The organism is Azorhizobium caulinodans ORS 571 (assembly GCF_000010525.1).
In the GTDB taxonomy this organism is placed as follows: domain Bacteria; phylum Pseudomonadota; class Alphaproteobacteria; order Rhizobiales; family Xanthobacteraceae; genus Azorhizobium; species Azorhizobium caulinodans.
This window is the reverse complement of sequence record NC_009937.1, coordinates 5,148,214-5,163,028: the sequence shown is the minus strand read 5'-3', so window position 1 is coordinate 5,163,028 and position 14,815 is coordinate 5,148,214. Positions and strand designations below refer to the sequence as shown.

Annotated in this window: 13 protein-coding genes; 2 read left to right on the top strand and 11 right to left on the bottom strand. The window is 67.8% G+C overall.

Annotated elements, in window-relative coordinates:
• Positions 1–27 precede the first annotated feature (27 nt).
• The gene (locus AZC_RS23245; RefSeq protein ID WP_012173054.1) at positions 28–1,197 is read right to left on the bottom strand and encodes an acetyl-CoA acetyltransferase; all 1,170 of its coding nucleotides are present in this window, start codon (positions 1,195–1,197) and stop codon (positions 28–30) included.
• Positions 1,194–2,060 carry an IclR family transcriptional regulator gene (locus tag AZC_RS23240; RefSeq protein WP_012173053.1) on the bottom strand — a complete coding sequence of 289 codons (867 nt, stop codon included), beginning with the start codon at positions 2,058–2,060 and terminating at the stop codon, positions 1,194–1,196. Before AZC_RS23240 ends, AZC_RS23245 begins: the two co-directional genes overlap by 4 nt.
• Positions 2,061–2,258: 198 nt before the next feature.
• Here AZC_RS23240 and AZC_RS23235 point away from each other — a divergent pair, with 198 nt between their 5' ends.
• Both AZC_RS23235 and AZC_RS23230 read left to right on the top strand, forming a co-directional pair.
• The gene (locus tag AZC_RS23235) at positions 2,259–3,278 is read left to right on the top strand and encodes a TRAP transporter substrate-binding protein (protein ID WP_012173052.1); all 1,020 of its coding nucleotides are present in this window, start codon (positions 2,259–2,261) and stop codon (positions 3,276–3,278) included.
• A 5-nt stretch (positions 3,279–3,283) separates the two neighbouring features.
• Positions 3,284–5,179, top strand: coding sequence for a TRAP transporter large permease subunit (locus tag AZC_RS23230; protein WP_012173051.1), 1,896 nt, complete (start codon positions 3,284–3,286; stop codon positions 5,177–5,179).
• 71 nt (positions 5,180–5,250) lie between these two features.
• Here AZC_RS23230 and AZC_RS23225 read toward each other — a convergent pair whose 3' ends face one another.
• The 9 genes from AZC_RS23225 to ccoN all read right to left on the bottom strand — a co-directional run bounded on the left by AZC_RS23225 (position 5,251) and on the right by ccoN (position 14,613).
• On the bottom strand, positions 5,251–6,375 hold the full coding sequence (locus tag AZC_RS23225) for a hypothetical protein (protein ID WP_012173050.1): 1,125 nt from the start codon (positions 6,373–6,375) through the stop codon (positions 5,251–5,253).
• Positions 6,372–6,521 (bottom strand): cbb3-type cytochrome oxidase assembly protein CcoS, encoded by a 150-nt coding sequence (gene ccoS, locus AZC_RS23220; protein WP_012173049.1) that lies wholly within the window; start codon positions 6,519–6,521, stop codon positions 6,372–6,374. The genes AZC_RS23225 and ccoS overlap by 4 nt, the downstream gene beginning before the upstream one ends.
• Positions 6,518–8,737 carry a heavy metal translocating P-type ATPase gene (locus AZC_RS23215; RefSeq protein WP_043879792.1) on the bottom strand — a complete coding sequence of 740 codons (2,220 nt, stop codon included), beginning with the start codon at positions 8,735–8,737 and terminating at the stop codon, positions 6,518–6,520. The genes ccoS and AZC_RS23215 overlap by 4 nt, the downstream gene beginning before the upstream one ends.
• A gap of 185 nt (positions 8,738–8,922) precedes the next feature.
• Positions 8,923–9,435: a FixH family protein gene (locus tag AZC_RS23210; protein ID WP_043879791.1), complete on the bottom strand. Its 513-nt coding sequence runs from the start codon at positions 9,433–9,435 to the stop codon at positions 8,923–8,925.
• Positions 9,436–9,617: 182 nt separating this feature from the next.
• Positions 9,618–11,087, bottom strand: a complete 1,470-nt coding sequence (gene ccoG, locus AZC_RS23205; RefSeq protein WP_012173046.1) for a cytochrome c oxidase accessory protein CcoG — start codon at positions 11,085–11,087, stop codon at positions 9,618–9,620.
• Between the two features lie 105 nt (positions 11,088–11,192).
• On the bottom strand, positions 11,193–12,074 hold the full coding sequence (gene ccoP, locus AZC_RS23200) for a cytochrome-c oxidase, cbb3-type subunit III (protein WP_012173045.1): 882 nt from the start codon (positions 12,072–12,074) through the stop codon (positions 11,193–11,195).
• A 2-nt stretch (positions 12,075–12,076) separates the two neighbouring features.
• Positions 12,077–12,232 (bottom strand): CcoQ/FixQ family Cbb3-type cytochrome c oxidase assembly chaperone, encoded by a 156-nt coding sequence (locus AZC_RS23195; protein WP_012173044.1) that lies wholly within the window; start codon positions 12,230–12,232, stop codon positions 12,077–12,079.
• A 3-nt stretch (positions 12,233–12,235) separates the two neighbouring features.
• Complete coding sequence (gene ccoO, locus AZC_RS23190; RefSeq protein WP_012173043.1) at positions 12,236–12,976, bottom strand: cytochrome-c oxidase, cbb3-type subunit II; 741 nt, start codon at positions 12,974–12,976, stop codon at positions 12,236–12,238.
• A gap of 11 nt (positions 12,977–12,987) precedes the next feature.
• Positions 12,988–14,613 carry a cytochrome-c oxidase, cbb3-type subunit I gene (gene ccoN, locus AZC_RS23185; protein ID WP_197531806.1) on the bottom strand — a complete coding sequence of 542 codons (1,626 nt, stop codon included), beginning with the start codon at positions 14,611–14,613 and terminating at the stop codon, positions 12,988–12,990.
• Positions 14,614–14,815: the final 202 nt, after the last annotated feature.

Below are 14,815 nucleotides of genomic sequence, written 5' to 3'. Positions count from 1 at the left end.
CGCCGGCCGTCGCGGAGGCCGGGGCGCTCACTTCAGCCGCTCCAGGATCGAGCAGTAGTTCGCGACGGCGACGCCGCCCATGTTGAAGATGCCGGCGACCGCCGCATCCTTCACCTGCATGTCGCCGGCCTCGCCCAGGAGCTGCATGGCGGAGAGCACGTGCATGGACACGCCCGTGGCGCCGATGGGATGGCCCTTGGCCTTGAGGCCGCCGGAGGGGTTCACGGGCAGGCGCCCGTCCTTGCGGGTGATGCCTTCGCGGACCACCTTGTAGCCCTCGCCGGGCTTGGCGAGACCCATGATCTCGTATTCGATCATCTCGGCGATGGTGAAGCAGTCGTGGGTCTCGACGAAATCGAGATCGTCCAGCGTCATCTCCGCGTCGGCGAGCGATCCCGCCCAGGCGCGGCGGCCGCCCTCGAAGGCCGTGGGATCGCGGCGCGACATGGCGAGGATGTCGTTGCGGTGGGTGCGGGCGCGGAAGGCGATGGCGCGCGAGAGGTCACGGGCGATCTCCTCATCCGCCAGCACGAGCGCTGCGGCGCCGTCGGAGACGAGCGAGCAGTCGGTGCGGCGCAGCGGGCCGGCGACACGGGGGTTCTTCTCCGAGACCGTGTTGCAGAAGTCGAAGCCGAGGTCCTTGCGCATCTGGGCATAGGGATTGCCGACGCCGTTCGCATGGTTCTTGGCGGCGATCATGGCCAGCTCCTCGGAGCGGTCGCCATAGCGCTGGAAATAATTCTGGGCGATGCGGCCGAACTGGCCGGCGAAGCCGCCCTCGATGTCCGCCTCCTCCTTGCGGTAGGACGCATTGAGCAGGATGTCACCCACCTCGGCCGTGGGCTTGGCGGTCATCTTCTCCGCGCCCACCACGAGGGCGATGCGCCCGCGCCCGCTCTCGATGAAGTCGAGCGCCGTATAGATGGCGGCCGATCCCGTGGCGCAGGCGTTTTCCACGCGCATCGCCGGCACATAGGCGAGCCGCTCGTCGGCCATGGCGACGAGGGCGCCCTGGAAATCCTGCTTCTGGAAGCCGGAGTTCATGACGCCGACGAAGATGCCGTCCACCTTGTCGGGCGTGATGCCGGCATGTTCCAGGGCCGCGCCCGAGACGCGGGCCATCAGGCTCTCGGTATCGGGATCTTCAAGCTTGCCGAACGGGGTGTGGGCGTAGCCCACGATGCAGGCGCGGGTCATGACTTCACCTTCAGGGCTGTGCGCGGCGCGGCAATGCGGGCGCGGGGGGAAGGGGACTGAGTGTCCTGGCGGGGAGAGGGGCGCCGTAGCGCCGCCTCGAGGGCCTGCGTCTCGCGGCGCAGCAGGGGTACGAGTTCACGCCGCCGCTCCTCGCCGAGGCGGCTTTCGATGGCGGCGATGGACAGGGCGCCCACGGGCGTCCCGTCGAGGCCCATGACCGGCAGGCCGATGCCCCACGAGCCGGGCATGAGGATGCCGGGATTGAGCGCATAGCCCCGGCTCCGGGTATCCGCGACGCAGCGGCGCAGCAGGTCTTCCGAATAGGCGGGATAGTCGCGGGCAAGGATGTCCGCATTGGCGGCGAAGATGCGGTCGATCTCCGCATCCGGCAGGGCGGCGAGGATGGCGAGGCTCCCGGCGCCGATGCCCATGGGGTGGCGGTCGCCCGCATTGAGCACATGGGTGCGGATGGGGAAGGGGCCTTCCTCGCGGTGCAGGCACACCACGGAGGCGTCGCGCGGCACGGAGAGGAAAGCGGTATCGCCGCTCTCCTGCGCAAGGCGCGAAAGGCTGTCGAGGGAGAGCGCATGGATGCCGAAGCGCTCGCTCGCCAATGTTCCTAGAACATAGGTTTCCGGGCCGATATGATACCGGCGTGTCACGTCGTCCTGGTCGAGCAGTCCGGCGCGCACGAGGGCGAGCAGCACGCGCCGGGCCGTCGGCTTGGGCAGGCCGGAACGCGTGACGAGATCGGACAGGCGGATGCCGTCGGTGCCGGCCCGTCCAACCAGAAGCAGCAGGGATATGGCGCGCTCAATGCTTTGCGTGCCGCCCCCGGAGGGGTCGCCGCTTGTCTTGGCCACGTTTCGCTCCCGTGATCCACATTGTGGACCGTTTTCTTATTTATCGCCGTCGATGAGATTGACGACTGTACATAGGATGATAGACAGCTTGTTGAGATCCTACAAGTGGGTCAATATTGGTGACGTAATCAAGAGGTCCATATACTGGACCCATTCGGGGAAACAGGTCTCAAAGACCGATCGAGGAGGAAGCGCTTCATGTCCGTGTCTCGTCGCGCCTTGTTGAAGGCCACGGCGGCTACCGCCGTTTCGGGTGCCGTCTTCGCGCCCTTCATCGCCCGCGCCCAGCAGGCCGAGTTCACCTACAAGTACGCCAACAACCTGCCCGACACGCACCCGATGAACATCCGCGCCCGCGAGATGGCCGCGGCGATCAAGCAGGAAACGGGCGGCAAGTTCGATCTCCAGGTCTTCCCCTCGAGCCAGCTCGGCTCCGACACCGACGTTCTGAGCCAGCTGCGCTCCGGCGGCGTCGAGTTCTTCACCCTGTCGCCGCTGATCCTCTCCACCCTCGTGCCCAATGCCTCGCTGAGCGGCATCGGCTTCGCCTTCCCGGACTATGCCACCGTGTGGAAGGCCATGGACGGCCCCCTCGGCGAGTATGTGCGCGGCCAGATCGGCAAGTTCGGCCTCGTGGCCATGGACAAGATCTGGGACAACGGCTTCCGCCAGACGACCTCCTCCACCAAGCCGATCGAGACCGCCAAGGACCTCGAAGGCTTCAAGATCCGCGTGCCGGTCTCCCCGCTGTGGACCTCCATGTACAAGGCGTTCGGCTCGGCGCCGGCGTCCATCAACTTCGCGGAAGTCTATTCGGCGCTCCAGACCAAGATCGTGGACGGGCAGGAGAATCCCCTCGCCATCATCTCCACGGCGAAGCTCTACGAGGTGCAGAAGTACTGCTCCCTCACCAACCACATGTGGGACGGCTTCTGGTTCCTCGCCAACCGCCGCGCCTGGCAGGCCCTGCCGGACAACATCCGCACCATCGTCGCCAAGCACATCAACGCGGCGGCGGAGAAGGAGCGGGCGGACGTCGCCAAGCTCAACGCCGGCCTGCAGGATGATCTCGCCGCCAAGGGCCTCGCGTTCAACAAGCCCGATCCGGCGCCCTTCCGTGAGAAGCTGCGCGCGGCCGGCTTCTACACCGAGTGGAAGAACAAGTACGGCGAGGAAGCCTGGGGCATCCTCGAGGGCGCGGTCGGCAAGCTGTCGTGACCGAAATGGCCGGCGCCCCCTCCCTGCACGGCCATGGAGGGACGCCGTCCGCGGCGTCCCCTCCGCTGAGCCGCGTCGGCGCTGCGGCGCTGGCGGTTGAGCGCGTGCTCGGCGCGCTCGTCGAAATTCCCGTCGCCATCCTCGTGGCGGCGGAAATCATCGTCCTGTTCATGGGCGTGGTGGCGCGCTACGTCTTCCACACGCCCATCGTCTGGTCGGACGAGCTCGCCTCCATCCTCTTTCTCTGGCTCGCCATGCTGGGGGCGGTCGTCGCCTTCCGGCGCGGTGAGCACATGCGCATGACGGCGGTAGCCGCCAAGGTGAATCCGGGGCTGCGTGCCTTCCTCGACGTGCTCGCCATGACGGCGGCGCTCGCCTTCATCCTGCTCGTCTTCCCCCATGCGCTGGAATATGCCGAGGAGGAGGTCTTCATCCTCACCCCGGCGCTGGAGATCCCCAACGCCGTGCGCGCGGCGGCGCTGCCCGTCGGCCTCGGGCTGATGATCGCCTTCGCCGTGCTGCGCCTCGTGCGCCATACGGATCTGAAAGTGGTCGGCGTGGCGCTGCTCACGACGGTGGCGGTGATCGCCGCCTTCTGGCTGCTCGGACCGTTCCTGCGCCCGCTCGGCAACGCCAACCTGCTGATCTTCTTCGTCGGCGTGGTGGCGGCCTGCGTGTTCGCCGGCGTGCCCATCGCCTTTGCCTTCGGCCTTGCCACCTTCGGCTATCTCGCGCTCACCACGCGCACGCCGATGATGGTGCTGGTGGGGCGTATGGACGAGGGCATGAGCCATCTCATCCTGCTCTCGGTGCCGCTGTTCGTCTTCCTCGGTGCGCTCATCGAGATGACGGGCATGGCGAAGGCCATGGTGCGCTTCCTCGCCAGCCTGCTCGGTCATGTGCGGGGCGGCCTGCATTATGTGCTGGTGGGCGCCATGTACCTCGTCTCCGGCATTTCCGGTTCCAAGGCTGCCGACATGGCGGCGGTGGCGCCGGTGCTGTTCCCGGAGATGAAGCAGCGCGGCGCCAAGGAGGGCGACCTCGTGGCGCTGCTCTCCGCCACCGGCGCGCAGACCGAGACCATCCCGCCGAGCCTCGTGCTCATCACCATCGGCTCGGTCACCGGCGTCTCCATTTCCGCCCTGTTCACCGGCGGCATGGTGCCGGGAATCGTGCTGGCCGTGACGCTCTGTGCCGTCGTCTGGTGGCGCTACCGGGGCGAGAAGCTCGACCATGTGAAGCGGGCGACCGGCGGCGAGATCCTCCGCAGCTTCGTGATCGCCTTCCCCGCGATCGCGCTGCCCTTCGTCATCCGCGCGGCGGTGATCGAGGGCGTGGCCACGGCGACCGAGGTGTCCACGCTCGGCATCGTCTATGCCATCGCCGCCGGCATCCTCATCTACCGGCAGTTCGACGTCCGGCGGCTCATGCCGATGCTGGTGGATACGGCGAGCCTCTCCGGCGCCATCCTGCTCATCATCGGCACGGCGACGGGCATGGCCTGGGGCCTCACCCAGTCCGGCTTTTCGCGGGAGCTGGCGGCGGCCATGACGGGGTTGCCGGGCGGCGCCATGACCTTCATGGCGGTGTCCATCGTGGCCTTCATCATCCTCGGCAGCGTGCTGGAGGGCATCCCGGCCATCGTGCTGTTCGGGCCGCTGCTCTTCCCCATCGCCCGAGCGGTGGGCATCCACGAGGTGCACTATGCCATGGTGGTCATCCTCGCCATGGGCATCGGCCTTTTCGCCCCGCCTTTCGGCGTCGGCTATTACGCTGCCTGCGCCATTGGCCGCGTGGACCCGGTGGCGGGCATGAAGCCCATCCTCGGCTATCTGGTGGCGCTCTTCGTCGGCCTCATCGCGGTGGCGCTGGTGCCGTGGTTCTCCATCGGCTTCCTGTGAGGCGCGGAACTCCGGTCCCATAAACGAGACGGCGCCGCCGGCCCAGCCCGCGGCGCCGTTCCTTTTCGGGATCAGAAGAAACGGCCCGCCAACGCAGCACCGAGGATGGCGGCGGAGAACAGCGCGCCGTCATGCAGCGCGAGGGCGAGGCGGCCCGGCCGCGCGCTCTGGTGCAGCCAGGCCGTGCAGCCGACCGTCGCCGCCGACCAGCCGGCACCGACGAGAATGAGCGCCGCCGTGACGAGGCTTGTGGCGTCCGTGTGCTGGAGCGGATAGGCGAGGAGCACAAGCAGCGTGCCGCCTGCGGCGACGGCCTGCGGCTTCAGGTAGCGGCCCAGCAGCGCCAGCGGCACGGCGGGAGCATACATGGCCGCCACATGGAGCGCGATGAAGCCGAAGACGGCGCCTTCCGCCACGCCACAATCCATGAGGGCGAGCGGCGCGCTCGCCATGACGAGGCTCATGCCGAACCACGCCAGCATCCCGAGCAGGGTCGGCGCCACGATGGCCTTCAGCGGGCCGGCCGCGCCGGTGTCGATCCACGGCCGGGCGTCGGGCGCGAGGCGCACGGCAACCCCGAGCGAGGCGGTGTGCGCGAGCGCGGCGAGCACAGCCGAGCCGACCAGCAGGAATGGCGAGAACAGCGCCTCGCTGAAGCTCGCCAGCGTCGGGCCAACGAGCGCCGCGAGCAGTCCGCCCGCCATCACGCCGGCCGTCGCGGCGGCCGGGCGGCCGGCGGAGGCCGCCGCCTCGTGGCGGTAGAAGAAGGAAAAGCCCTGCGCCATGCCGAGCCACAGGGCGCCAAGGCACGCGAAGGCGAACTGTCGCTGAAGGAGCCCGAGGGCAAGCACCGCCCCGCCCGCAATGCCAAGCGACGCTCCGAGGGCGAAGCCCGTGCGTCGCCCGAAGGCGTCGCCCAGGAAGGACGCCGGGAAGGAGGCGAGCGCGGCGCCCAGCATCATTGCCGCGAAGGGGAGGGTGGCGAGCACCGGCCGCGGCGCGAGCATGGCACCGGCGATGGGCAGGATGCCGGACGCGAGCGTCTGGGCGAGGACGGCGAAGGCGAACCCGAGGGCCAGCGGCACGGCGTTGGGGCGCCCGTGGCTGTTGTCATTGGCCGGCAGGTCGAACTGCGGGTCGCAGATGCAGGCCAGCATGCCCGCACGCGGGCTCCCCGCCTGCGCGAGGCGGCTCATCTCTTCACGTCCTCATCGGAAAGGATGCGCACGGCGGCGCCGTCCAGATCGTCATACTGGCCACTCTTGAGGCTCCACAGGAAGCCGGCAAGGCCGAGGAAGCCGAGGCCGAGGGCGGCGGGAATGAGGTAGAGCAGAACGGTCACGGGCGGGCCTCCGCAGGGGTGAGGTGCAGCGCGTTCAGCTCCGTGGCCGCATCATCGCGTCCGGGGCGGGCGGCGCGCAAGGCATTGAGGGTGACGATCAGCGAGGAGCCGGACATGGCCAGCGCGGCCACCAGCGGCGTCACGTGCCCCAGCACCGCCAGCGGCACGGCAATGAGATTGTAGATGACAGCGATGCCGAGGTTCTGCCGCATGAGCCGGGCGGCGGTGCGGGCGCCATCGAGGGCGGCGCGCACGGGAGCCAGGCGCGTGCCGATGAAGACCGCATCGGCCTGCGCCTGCGTCACCGCAACGCCACTCGCAGGTGAGAGCGAGACCGTGGCGGCGGCGAGCGCCGGCGCGTCATTGAGGCCGTCGCCCACCATGAGCACCCGCCGGCCGGCGGCCTGGAGGCGCTCCAGCTCCGCAATCTTGTCGGCAGGCCGCATCTCGGCCCGGAAGTCCGTGACGTGAAGCGCGCCGGCGACCGCTGCGACCGGGCCGAAGCGGTCGCCGGAGAAGATGTGCACCGCCAGCCCGCGCTGCTTCAGATCGGAGACGATCTGCGCCGCGTCGCCGCGCAGCGCCTGATCGATGCCGATCACCAGCGTGCGCGTGCCCGCCCGCAGCGAGATGGGGGTGGCGGTGAGCGGGAAATCCTCGGGCAGATGAGTATCGCAGAAGGCGAGGCTGCCGAGGCGCAGTTCGATCCCGTCCAAAGTCGTCGTCACACCCATGCCCGCCACCTCGTCCACGGTGGTGAAGGCCGGGCCGTTGGCATAGCGCGACAGGGCGGCGGCAAGCGGATGGTGGCTGGAGAGGGCAAGGCGCGCGGCGAGGGCCACGAGCTCGGGATCGGCATCGGGCGGCAGGCGCAGCGCCGGCTCGGGCAAGGTGAGGGTGCCGGTCTTGTCGAAGACCACCGTATCGACGCTGGCAAGGCGTTCCAGCATGTCGCCGGCATTGATGAGGAGGCCGGCGCGGAACAGGCGGCCCGTCGCCACCACCTGGACGGCCGGCACGGCCAGCGCCAGCGCGCAGGGGCAGGTGATGATGAGCACGGCCACCGCGATCATCACCGCATCATGGGCGCTGGCGCCGAGCACAAGCCAGCCGATGGCGGAGAGAAGCGCGGTGAGATGTACAACGGGCGCATAGAGGCGCGCGACGCGATCGGCGAGGCGCACATAGCCGGTGCGTTGGGAGAGCGCGCCATCGAGGAGGCGCTGCACGTCGTCGATGAGCGTGCCCTCGCCGCCCGCGGTCACCCGCACGGTGAGCGAGCCGGCGCCGTTGAGGCTGCCCGCATAGAGGCGGTCCCCGGCGGCCACGGCGCGGGGCAGCGTCTCGCCGGTGATGAGGGCTTCGTCGATGGCCGAGCGGCCGCGCACCACCACGCCGTCCGCGCCCACGCGCTCGCCGGCGGGCACGAGAATGAGGTCGTCCGTCTTCAGCGCCTGCACGGGCACGAGGACCGGCGTGCCCTGCGCATCGAGCCGCTGGGCCATCTCGCCGCGCAGGGCCGCGAGATTGCCGGCGACCGCGCGGGTGCGGCGGCGGGCCTCGTGGTCGAGATAGCGCCCCGCCAGCAGGAAGAAGAGCAGCATGACGGCGCTGTCGAAGAAGGCATGCTCCTGGTGGAGGATGGTCTCCACCACCGACATGCCGAGCGCCAGGATGACGCCCAGCGAGATGGGCACGTCCATGTTGAGCGAGCGTGTGCGCAACGCCCGCCAGGCGCTCTGGAAGAAGGGCTGGCCGGCATAGGCGGCAGCAGGCAGCGCGATGAGGGCGGAGATCCAGTGGAAGAGATCGCGGGTCTCGGGCGTGATGTCCGTGACATTGCCGGCCCAGACGGAGACCGAGAGCAGCATCACGTTCATCATGGCAAAGCCCGCGACGCCGAGGCAGCGCAGCAGCCACTGGGCGCGCTTGGCTTCCGCCTCCTCGGCGCGGCCGAGGAAGGGATGGGCGCGATAGCCGAGGTTCTCCAGCCGGTGGACCAGCGCGTCCGGCTCGCCCTCGCCCTCCCATTCGACGGTGAGGCGATGGGTGCTGTAATTGAGCCGCGCATGCACCACGCCGGGCAGCGACATGACGCCGTTCTCGATGTCCGCGATGCAGGCGGCGCAGTCGATGCCGTCGACGGCGAGGCTCATCTGCGAGCGCCCGTCCGCGTCCTTGGCCATGAAGATGGAATAGTCGACCGCCTGAGACATCCTGAATGCGCCTGTCGTCATCCTGCCGGTGAACCGGCCGGTGGCGGCGCCGTCTCCCAGGAACGGTGGCCCTGGGCGGATGGGCCAGCCCCCAAAAGGGTGCCGGCCGAAGCGGTCCGCCCGACCGCCTCGGCCGGCGCTGCGTTCGCCGTAAGGCCCTGTTCCCCCCAGAGAACGGGTGTGGCTTAGCGCAGCTGCACTCTGTTCTTAGACCGGAACTGGCGCTGCTCTCCTTGCGCCAGATCAACGATCAGTTCCCATTGGCCGGCATGCACATTTGCCGCACCGCGATAGCGGCCGCCGCCGATCTCGTGCAGGTCCACGGTGACGTCCTGGCGGGCATCGGCGGGGTGGGCGAAGCGCGCGTCCACGTCATAGCCGACGAGTGGCCGCCCGGCGGCATCCTTCGCCTCGATGGTGACGGTGCGCGCGCCATCCGCGCCGGGATCGACGATGAGGTTGACCGTCCAGCCGCGGGCGTTCTGGTCGGCGGCGGCATTCTCCTCCGATTTGAAGGTGAGGCCGGCCTTGTAGGAGCTTTCGGTCTCAACTCCGCCGAAGGTGGCGATGGCGTAGCGGGCCATCACCACATTGACGGTGATGATGGCCCCGAAGAAGGCGAGGAGAATGGCCAGCACATGCCAGCCGGTGAGCTGTCCTGCCGCGCGCGGCTTTGCCGAAAGGCCGGCCTGGGCCATGGGCGTCTTCCTCTTCAAGCTGTCGGGCTCGGGCACGGTCGAACGCGCGTTCCATCGCGCGGGCTCCGGCCGCCGTTCAAACGAATGCCGGCCAGACTGAGGGGTCTGGCCGGCCTCTTCCTTGTTCTGGCGCAAAATCTGCGACCCTATGTCCCGGCAGGGGCCGGGAGCGGGCGGACCGCTCAGGGCCCGATGAAGTGGTCCGCGGTGGACGCGGTGGCGCCCGTCACCATGTCGCGGATGCGGAAGGTGACCGGGATGGAGGCGCCGCTGGCGAGCTTGCCCTGGTGGGTCACCAGCACACGCACCTCGCGGGTCTGGTCCGGCCCGATCGAGATGACCTCGCCGTCCGTGCCGCTTTCGACGCCGACCACCGAGAGCTGCGCGCCGGGCAGCCCGTCCACGCTGAGCTGGAAGCGCCGGTCCTCCAGCTTCTTGTTGATGAGGCGGATGGTGTAGGCGTTGCGCAGCGAGCCGTCCGAGAGGCGGACGAACACCGGGTTGCGGTCGTGGATGGCCGCGATGCCTTCGTCGCTGCGCCCCACCAGCGTGTAGAGCATGCCGAGACCGATGAAGGCGATGAGCGCGGCATAGAGCACGGTGCGGGCGCGCACGATGCGCCGCACCGGCGGCTTGCCGGCGATCCGCGCTTCCAGATTGGCTTCGGATTCATAGGCGATCAGGCCGCGCGGGCGGTTGATCTTGTCCATGATGTTGTTGCAGGCGTCGATGCACAGGCCGCACTGGATGCAGGCGAGCTGCATGCCCTCGCGGATGTCCACGCCCGTGGGACAGACGTTGACGCACTGGTTGCAGTCCACGCAGTCGCCGGCCTTGCGCCCGGCCTCGCGGGCCAGCGCCGCCTTCTTCACCGAGCCGCGCGGCTCGCCACGGTCGTAGCGATAGGTGACGTTGAGGGCATACTCATCGGTCAGCGCCGCCTGAATGCGCGGCCACGGGCACATGTAGGTGCACACCTGCTCGCGCATGTGGCCGGCCAGCGTGTAGGTGGTGAAGGTCAGCACCGCGATGGAGGCATAGGCCACGGTGGAGCCCTGGAAGGTGACGAGTTCCTTCACCAGCGTCGGGGCATCGGCAAAATAGAGCACCCAGGCGCCGCCGGTCCACCAGGCGATGAGCAGCCACACGCTGTGCTTCAGCACCTTCTTGGTGACCTTTTCCAGCGTCCAGGGCCCGGCGTCGGACTTCATGTGCTCGCGCCGGTCGCCTTCGATCCAGCGCTCGACGGTCAGGAACAGGTCGGTCCACACGGTCTGCGGGCAGAGGTAGCCGCACCAGACGCGTCCGGCGACCGCATTCATTAGGAACAGGATGAGCGCGGCGAGGATGAGCAGGCCCGCGACGTAATAGAATTCCTGCGGCCAGATCTCGATGAAGAAGAAATAGAAACGCCGGGTCGGGAAGTCGATCAGCACGGCCTGGTCGGGCGCATTCGGCCCCCGGTCCCAGCGCACGAAGGGCAGCAGGTAATAGATGCCCAGCGTGAGGATGAGCAGGACCCACTTGGTGGTGCGCAGGCGGCCGTGGACGCTCTGGGGATAGATGGCGCGGCGGGCGGCATAGAGCGGCTCCTCGTCGGGAACGGCCGGTGCCTTGGGGGACTTTTCGGGCTTCAGGGCGGCGGAGGTCATTGGATGCTCTTTCCGGGCAGGAGCCCGGTGGGTGAAAGGGGGGGCGTGCCTCCCCTGTGCCTTGAGCGGGCGGCGGAGGCCCGAGAGCCGCCGCCGCCTGAGGTCTTACTGGCCGCCACCCAGGGTGTGGACGTAGACGGTCAGCGCCTTGATGGTGGTGGGCGAGAGGCGGGGGCCCCAGGCGGGCATCACGCCGCCGCGCCCGTTGGTGATCGTCTGGACGATGGTGGCCTTGTCGCCGCCGTAGAGCCAGATGCCGTCGGTCAGGTTCTTGGAGCCAAGCTCCTGATTGCCCTTGCCGTTCTCGCCGTGGCAGGTGGCGCAGTTGGCGGCGAATATCTCCGCCCCCTTCTTGGCCGCCGGCGTGTCGCCGGGGGCGGCGCCGGAGAGGGAGCGGACGTAATCCGCCACGTTCGAGATGTCCGCCTTGGAGAGGATGGAACCGAAGGCCAGCATGTTGCCCTGGTGGCCCTCGTCATCGCCGGAGCGGATGCCATGGGTGATGGTCTGCTGGATCTGGGCCAGCGTGCCGCCCCACAGCCAGTCGTCATCGTTCAGGTTCGGGAAGCCCTTGGCCCCGCCGCCGCCGGCCCCGTGGCACGGCGCGCAATTGTCGGCGAAGGCCACCTTGCCCTCGGCGCGGGCCAGGGACAGGAGTTCGGGGTTCTTCTCGATGTCCTCCAGCGGCACGTTGGCGAGCTTGGCGGAGGAAGCCGCCCGCAGCTTCTGCAGATCGGAAATCTGCTCCACCACGGCCGAGCGGGAGTTCCAGCCCAGCACGCCGGACGTGTAGTTGGAGACCAGCGGCCAGGCGGGATAGGCCACCCAGTAGCCGAACGCCCAGATGATGGTGGCGTAGAAAGTCCACAGCCACCAGCGCGGCAGCGGATTGTTGAGTTCCTGAATGCCATCCCATTCATGGCCGGTGGTGGAGGGGCCGCCAGCCCCATCCACGGGCGCGTGATGGCTCTCGTGCGAGGTGCTCACGATCAGTCCTCCTTGAGGGGAATCTGCGCGGCCTCGTTGAAGCTCTTCTTCTTCGAGGGCCAATAGGCATAGGCGCACACGCAGAGGAAGGCGCCGACGAAATAGACGAGGCCCCAGGTCTGCGCGAAGCCGGCCAGTTGCATGTAGGTCTCACGCATGGCTCACCTCACGTTCGCCTTGTTGTCGTAGAGCTTGAAGTCGACCTGCGTGCCCAGCTGCTGGAGGTAGGCGATGAGCGCATCGGCCTCCGTCAGCTCGCCGGGGTTGCCGTCGAAGTCACGCGCCTGCGCCTTCGGATAGCGCTTCTGGAGCGCATCCGCGTCGGCTTCGGGCGTGGCCTGGAGCTTCAGGTCGTCCTGCGCGGACGCGATCATCTCGTCGGTGTAGGGAACGCCCTCGGCCCGCAGCACCTTCATGTCGTCTGCGATGTGCTTGGCCTGGAGCGGCGTCTTCGCCAGCCAGGGATAGGCGGGCATGATGGACGCCGGGACGACCGCGCGCGGGTTGTTGAGATGCTCAAGCTGCCACAGGTCGGAATACTTGCCGCCGACGCGGGCAAGGTCCGGCCCCGTGCGCTTGGAGCCCCACTGGAAGGGGTGGTCGTACATGCTCTCGGCCGCCAGCGAATAGTGGCCGTAGCGTTCCACCTCGTCGCGCAGGGGGCGGATCATCTGGCTGTGGCAGAGGTAGCAGCCCTCGCGCAGATAGATGTTGCGGCCCGCCAGCTCGAGCGGGGTGTAGGGGCGCACCCCGTCCACCTTCTCGATGGTGCTCTTCAGGTAGAACAGCGGCACGATTTCCACGAGACCGCCGATGGAGATGACGATCAGCACGCCGAGAAGCAGCAGGATGGAGTGCTTCTCGAAGATGGCGTGCTTGGACCAGATGGATGTCGCGGACATTCAGGCCTCCCTCATTCTGCGGGCGCGAGGGCGGCGCCGCTCGGCTGCGACACCGTTTCGGCACGGGTGATGGTCATGAACACGTTCCAGGCCATGATCAGCGAGCCGGCGAGGAACAGGATGCCGCCGATGGCCCGGATGACGTACAGCGGGTGCATCGCTTCCACCGTCTCGATGAACGAGTACTCAAGGAAGCCCAGCGCGGTGTAGGCGCGCCACATCAGGCCCTGCAGGATGCCCGCCACCCACATGGCGCAGATGTAGAGCACGATGCCGAGCGTGGAGACCCAGAAGTGCCATTCGATGGCCTTCATGGAGTACATCTCGCGCTTGTTCCACAGCCAGGGGATCAGGCAGTAGATGGCGCCGAAGGAGATGTAGGCGACCCAGCCGAGCGCGCCGGAATGCACGTGGCCGATGCCCCATTCGGTGTAGTGGCTGAGCGAGTTCACGCTCTTCACCGACATCATCGGACCTTCGAAGGTCGCCATGCCGTAGAAGGCGACGGCCACCACCATCATGCGGATGATCGGGTCGGTGCGCAGCTTGTCCCAGGCGCCGGACAGGGTCATGAGGCCGTTGATCATGCCGCCCCAGGAGGGCATCCACAGCATGATCGAGAAGGTCATGCCCAGCGTCTGCGCCCAGTCGGGCAGCGCCGTATAGTGGAGGTGGTGCGGGCCGGCCCAGATGTAGAGGAAGATCAGCGCCCAGAAGTGCACGATGGAGAGCCGGTAGGAATAGACCGGCTTATCGGCGCGCTTGGGGATGAAGTAGTACATCAGGGCGAGGAAGCCGGCGGTGAGGAAGAAGCCCACCGCATTGTGGCCGTACCACCACTGCACCATCGCGTCCTGAACGCCGGACCACACGATGTAGGACTTGGGCGAGAAGACCGAGACCGGGATCGCGGCATTGTTGCCGAGATGCAGGACGGCGATGGTCAGGATGAAGGCGAGGTAGAACCAGTTGGCCACATAGATGTGGGGTTCCTTGCGCTTCAGCACGGTGCCGAGGAAGACAAGGAAATAGGTCACCCAGACGATGGTCAGCCACAGGTCCGCGTACCATTCGGGCTCGGCGTATTCCTTGCCCTGCGTGATGCCGAGCAGATAGCCCGTGCCGGCGATGACGATGAAGAAGTTGTAGCCGAGGACCACGAACCACGGGGCCAGATAGCCGGCGAGGCGGGCGTGGCTGGTGCGCTGGACCACATAGAAGGACGTGGCGATGAGCACGTTGCCACCGAAGGCGAAGATCACCGCCGATGTGTGCAGGGGCCGCAACCGTCCGAAGGAGATCCAGGGCAGATCGAAATTGAAGAGGGGATAGGCCATCTGCAGCGCGATGATCACGCCGATGAGGAAGCCCGCAATGCCCCAGAAGACCGCCAGCAGCGTGCCGACCTTCACCGGGGCCATATTATAGTTGGGCTTGCCGTCGATGGTCTGCGGCGGCAGCTCCGCCGGACGGTCCATGTAGCGGTTTCCGATCACGAAAACCGTGGCGATGCTCGCCGCAGCGAACAGATAGGCGTGGAAAGCATATTCGGGCGTGTAGGCCTTGGCGGCCACGACAATCGAAAAGAATCCCAGCGCTGCGAACACCAGGATCAGTCCGAGTTCGCCCCCGGTCATCCGCTTGGCGGGTGTCTGGACAATGGACATGGTCAACCCCTTACGGCGCGGCGGACGCACGCCCGCGAGCCTCGGCCGCACCTTGCGGCAGGGGGGTCGTTTCACCTTGATACAAGTCAAAGGAGAGGGGTCTGGAGCGCGTCTTGGTTGTCGCAGGCCCGCTCCCGCAAGCCTTGCACCAGATTGAGGCTAAGTCTTGGCC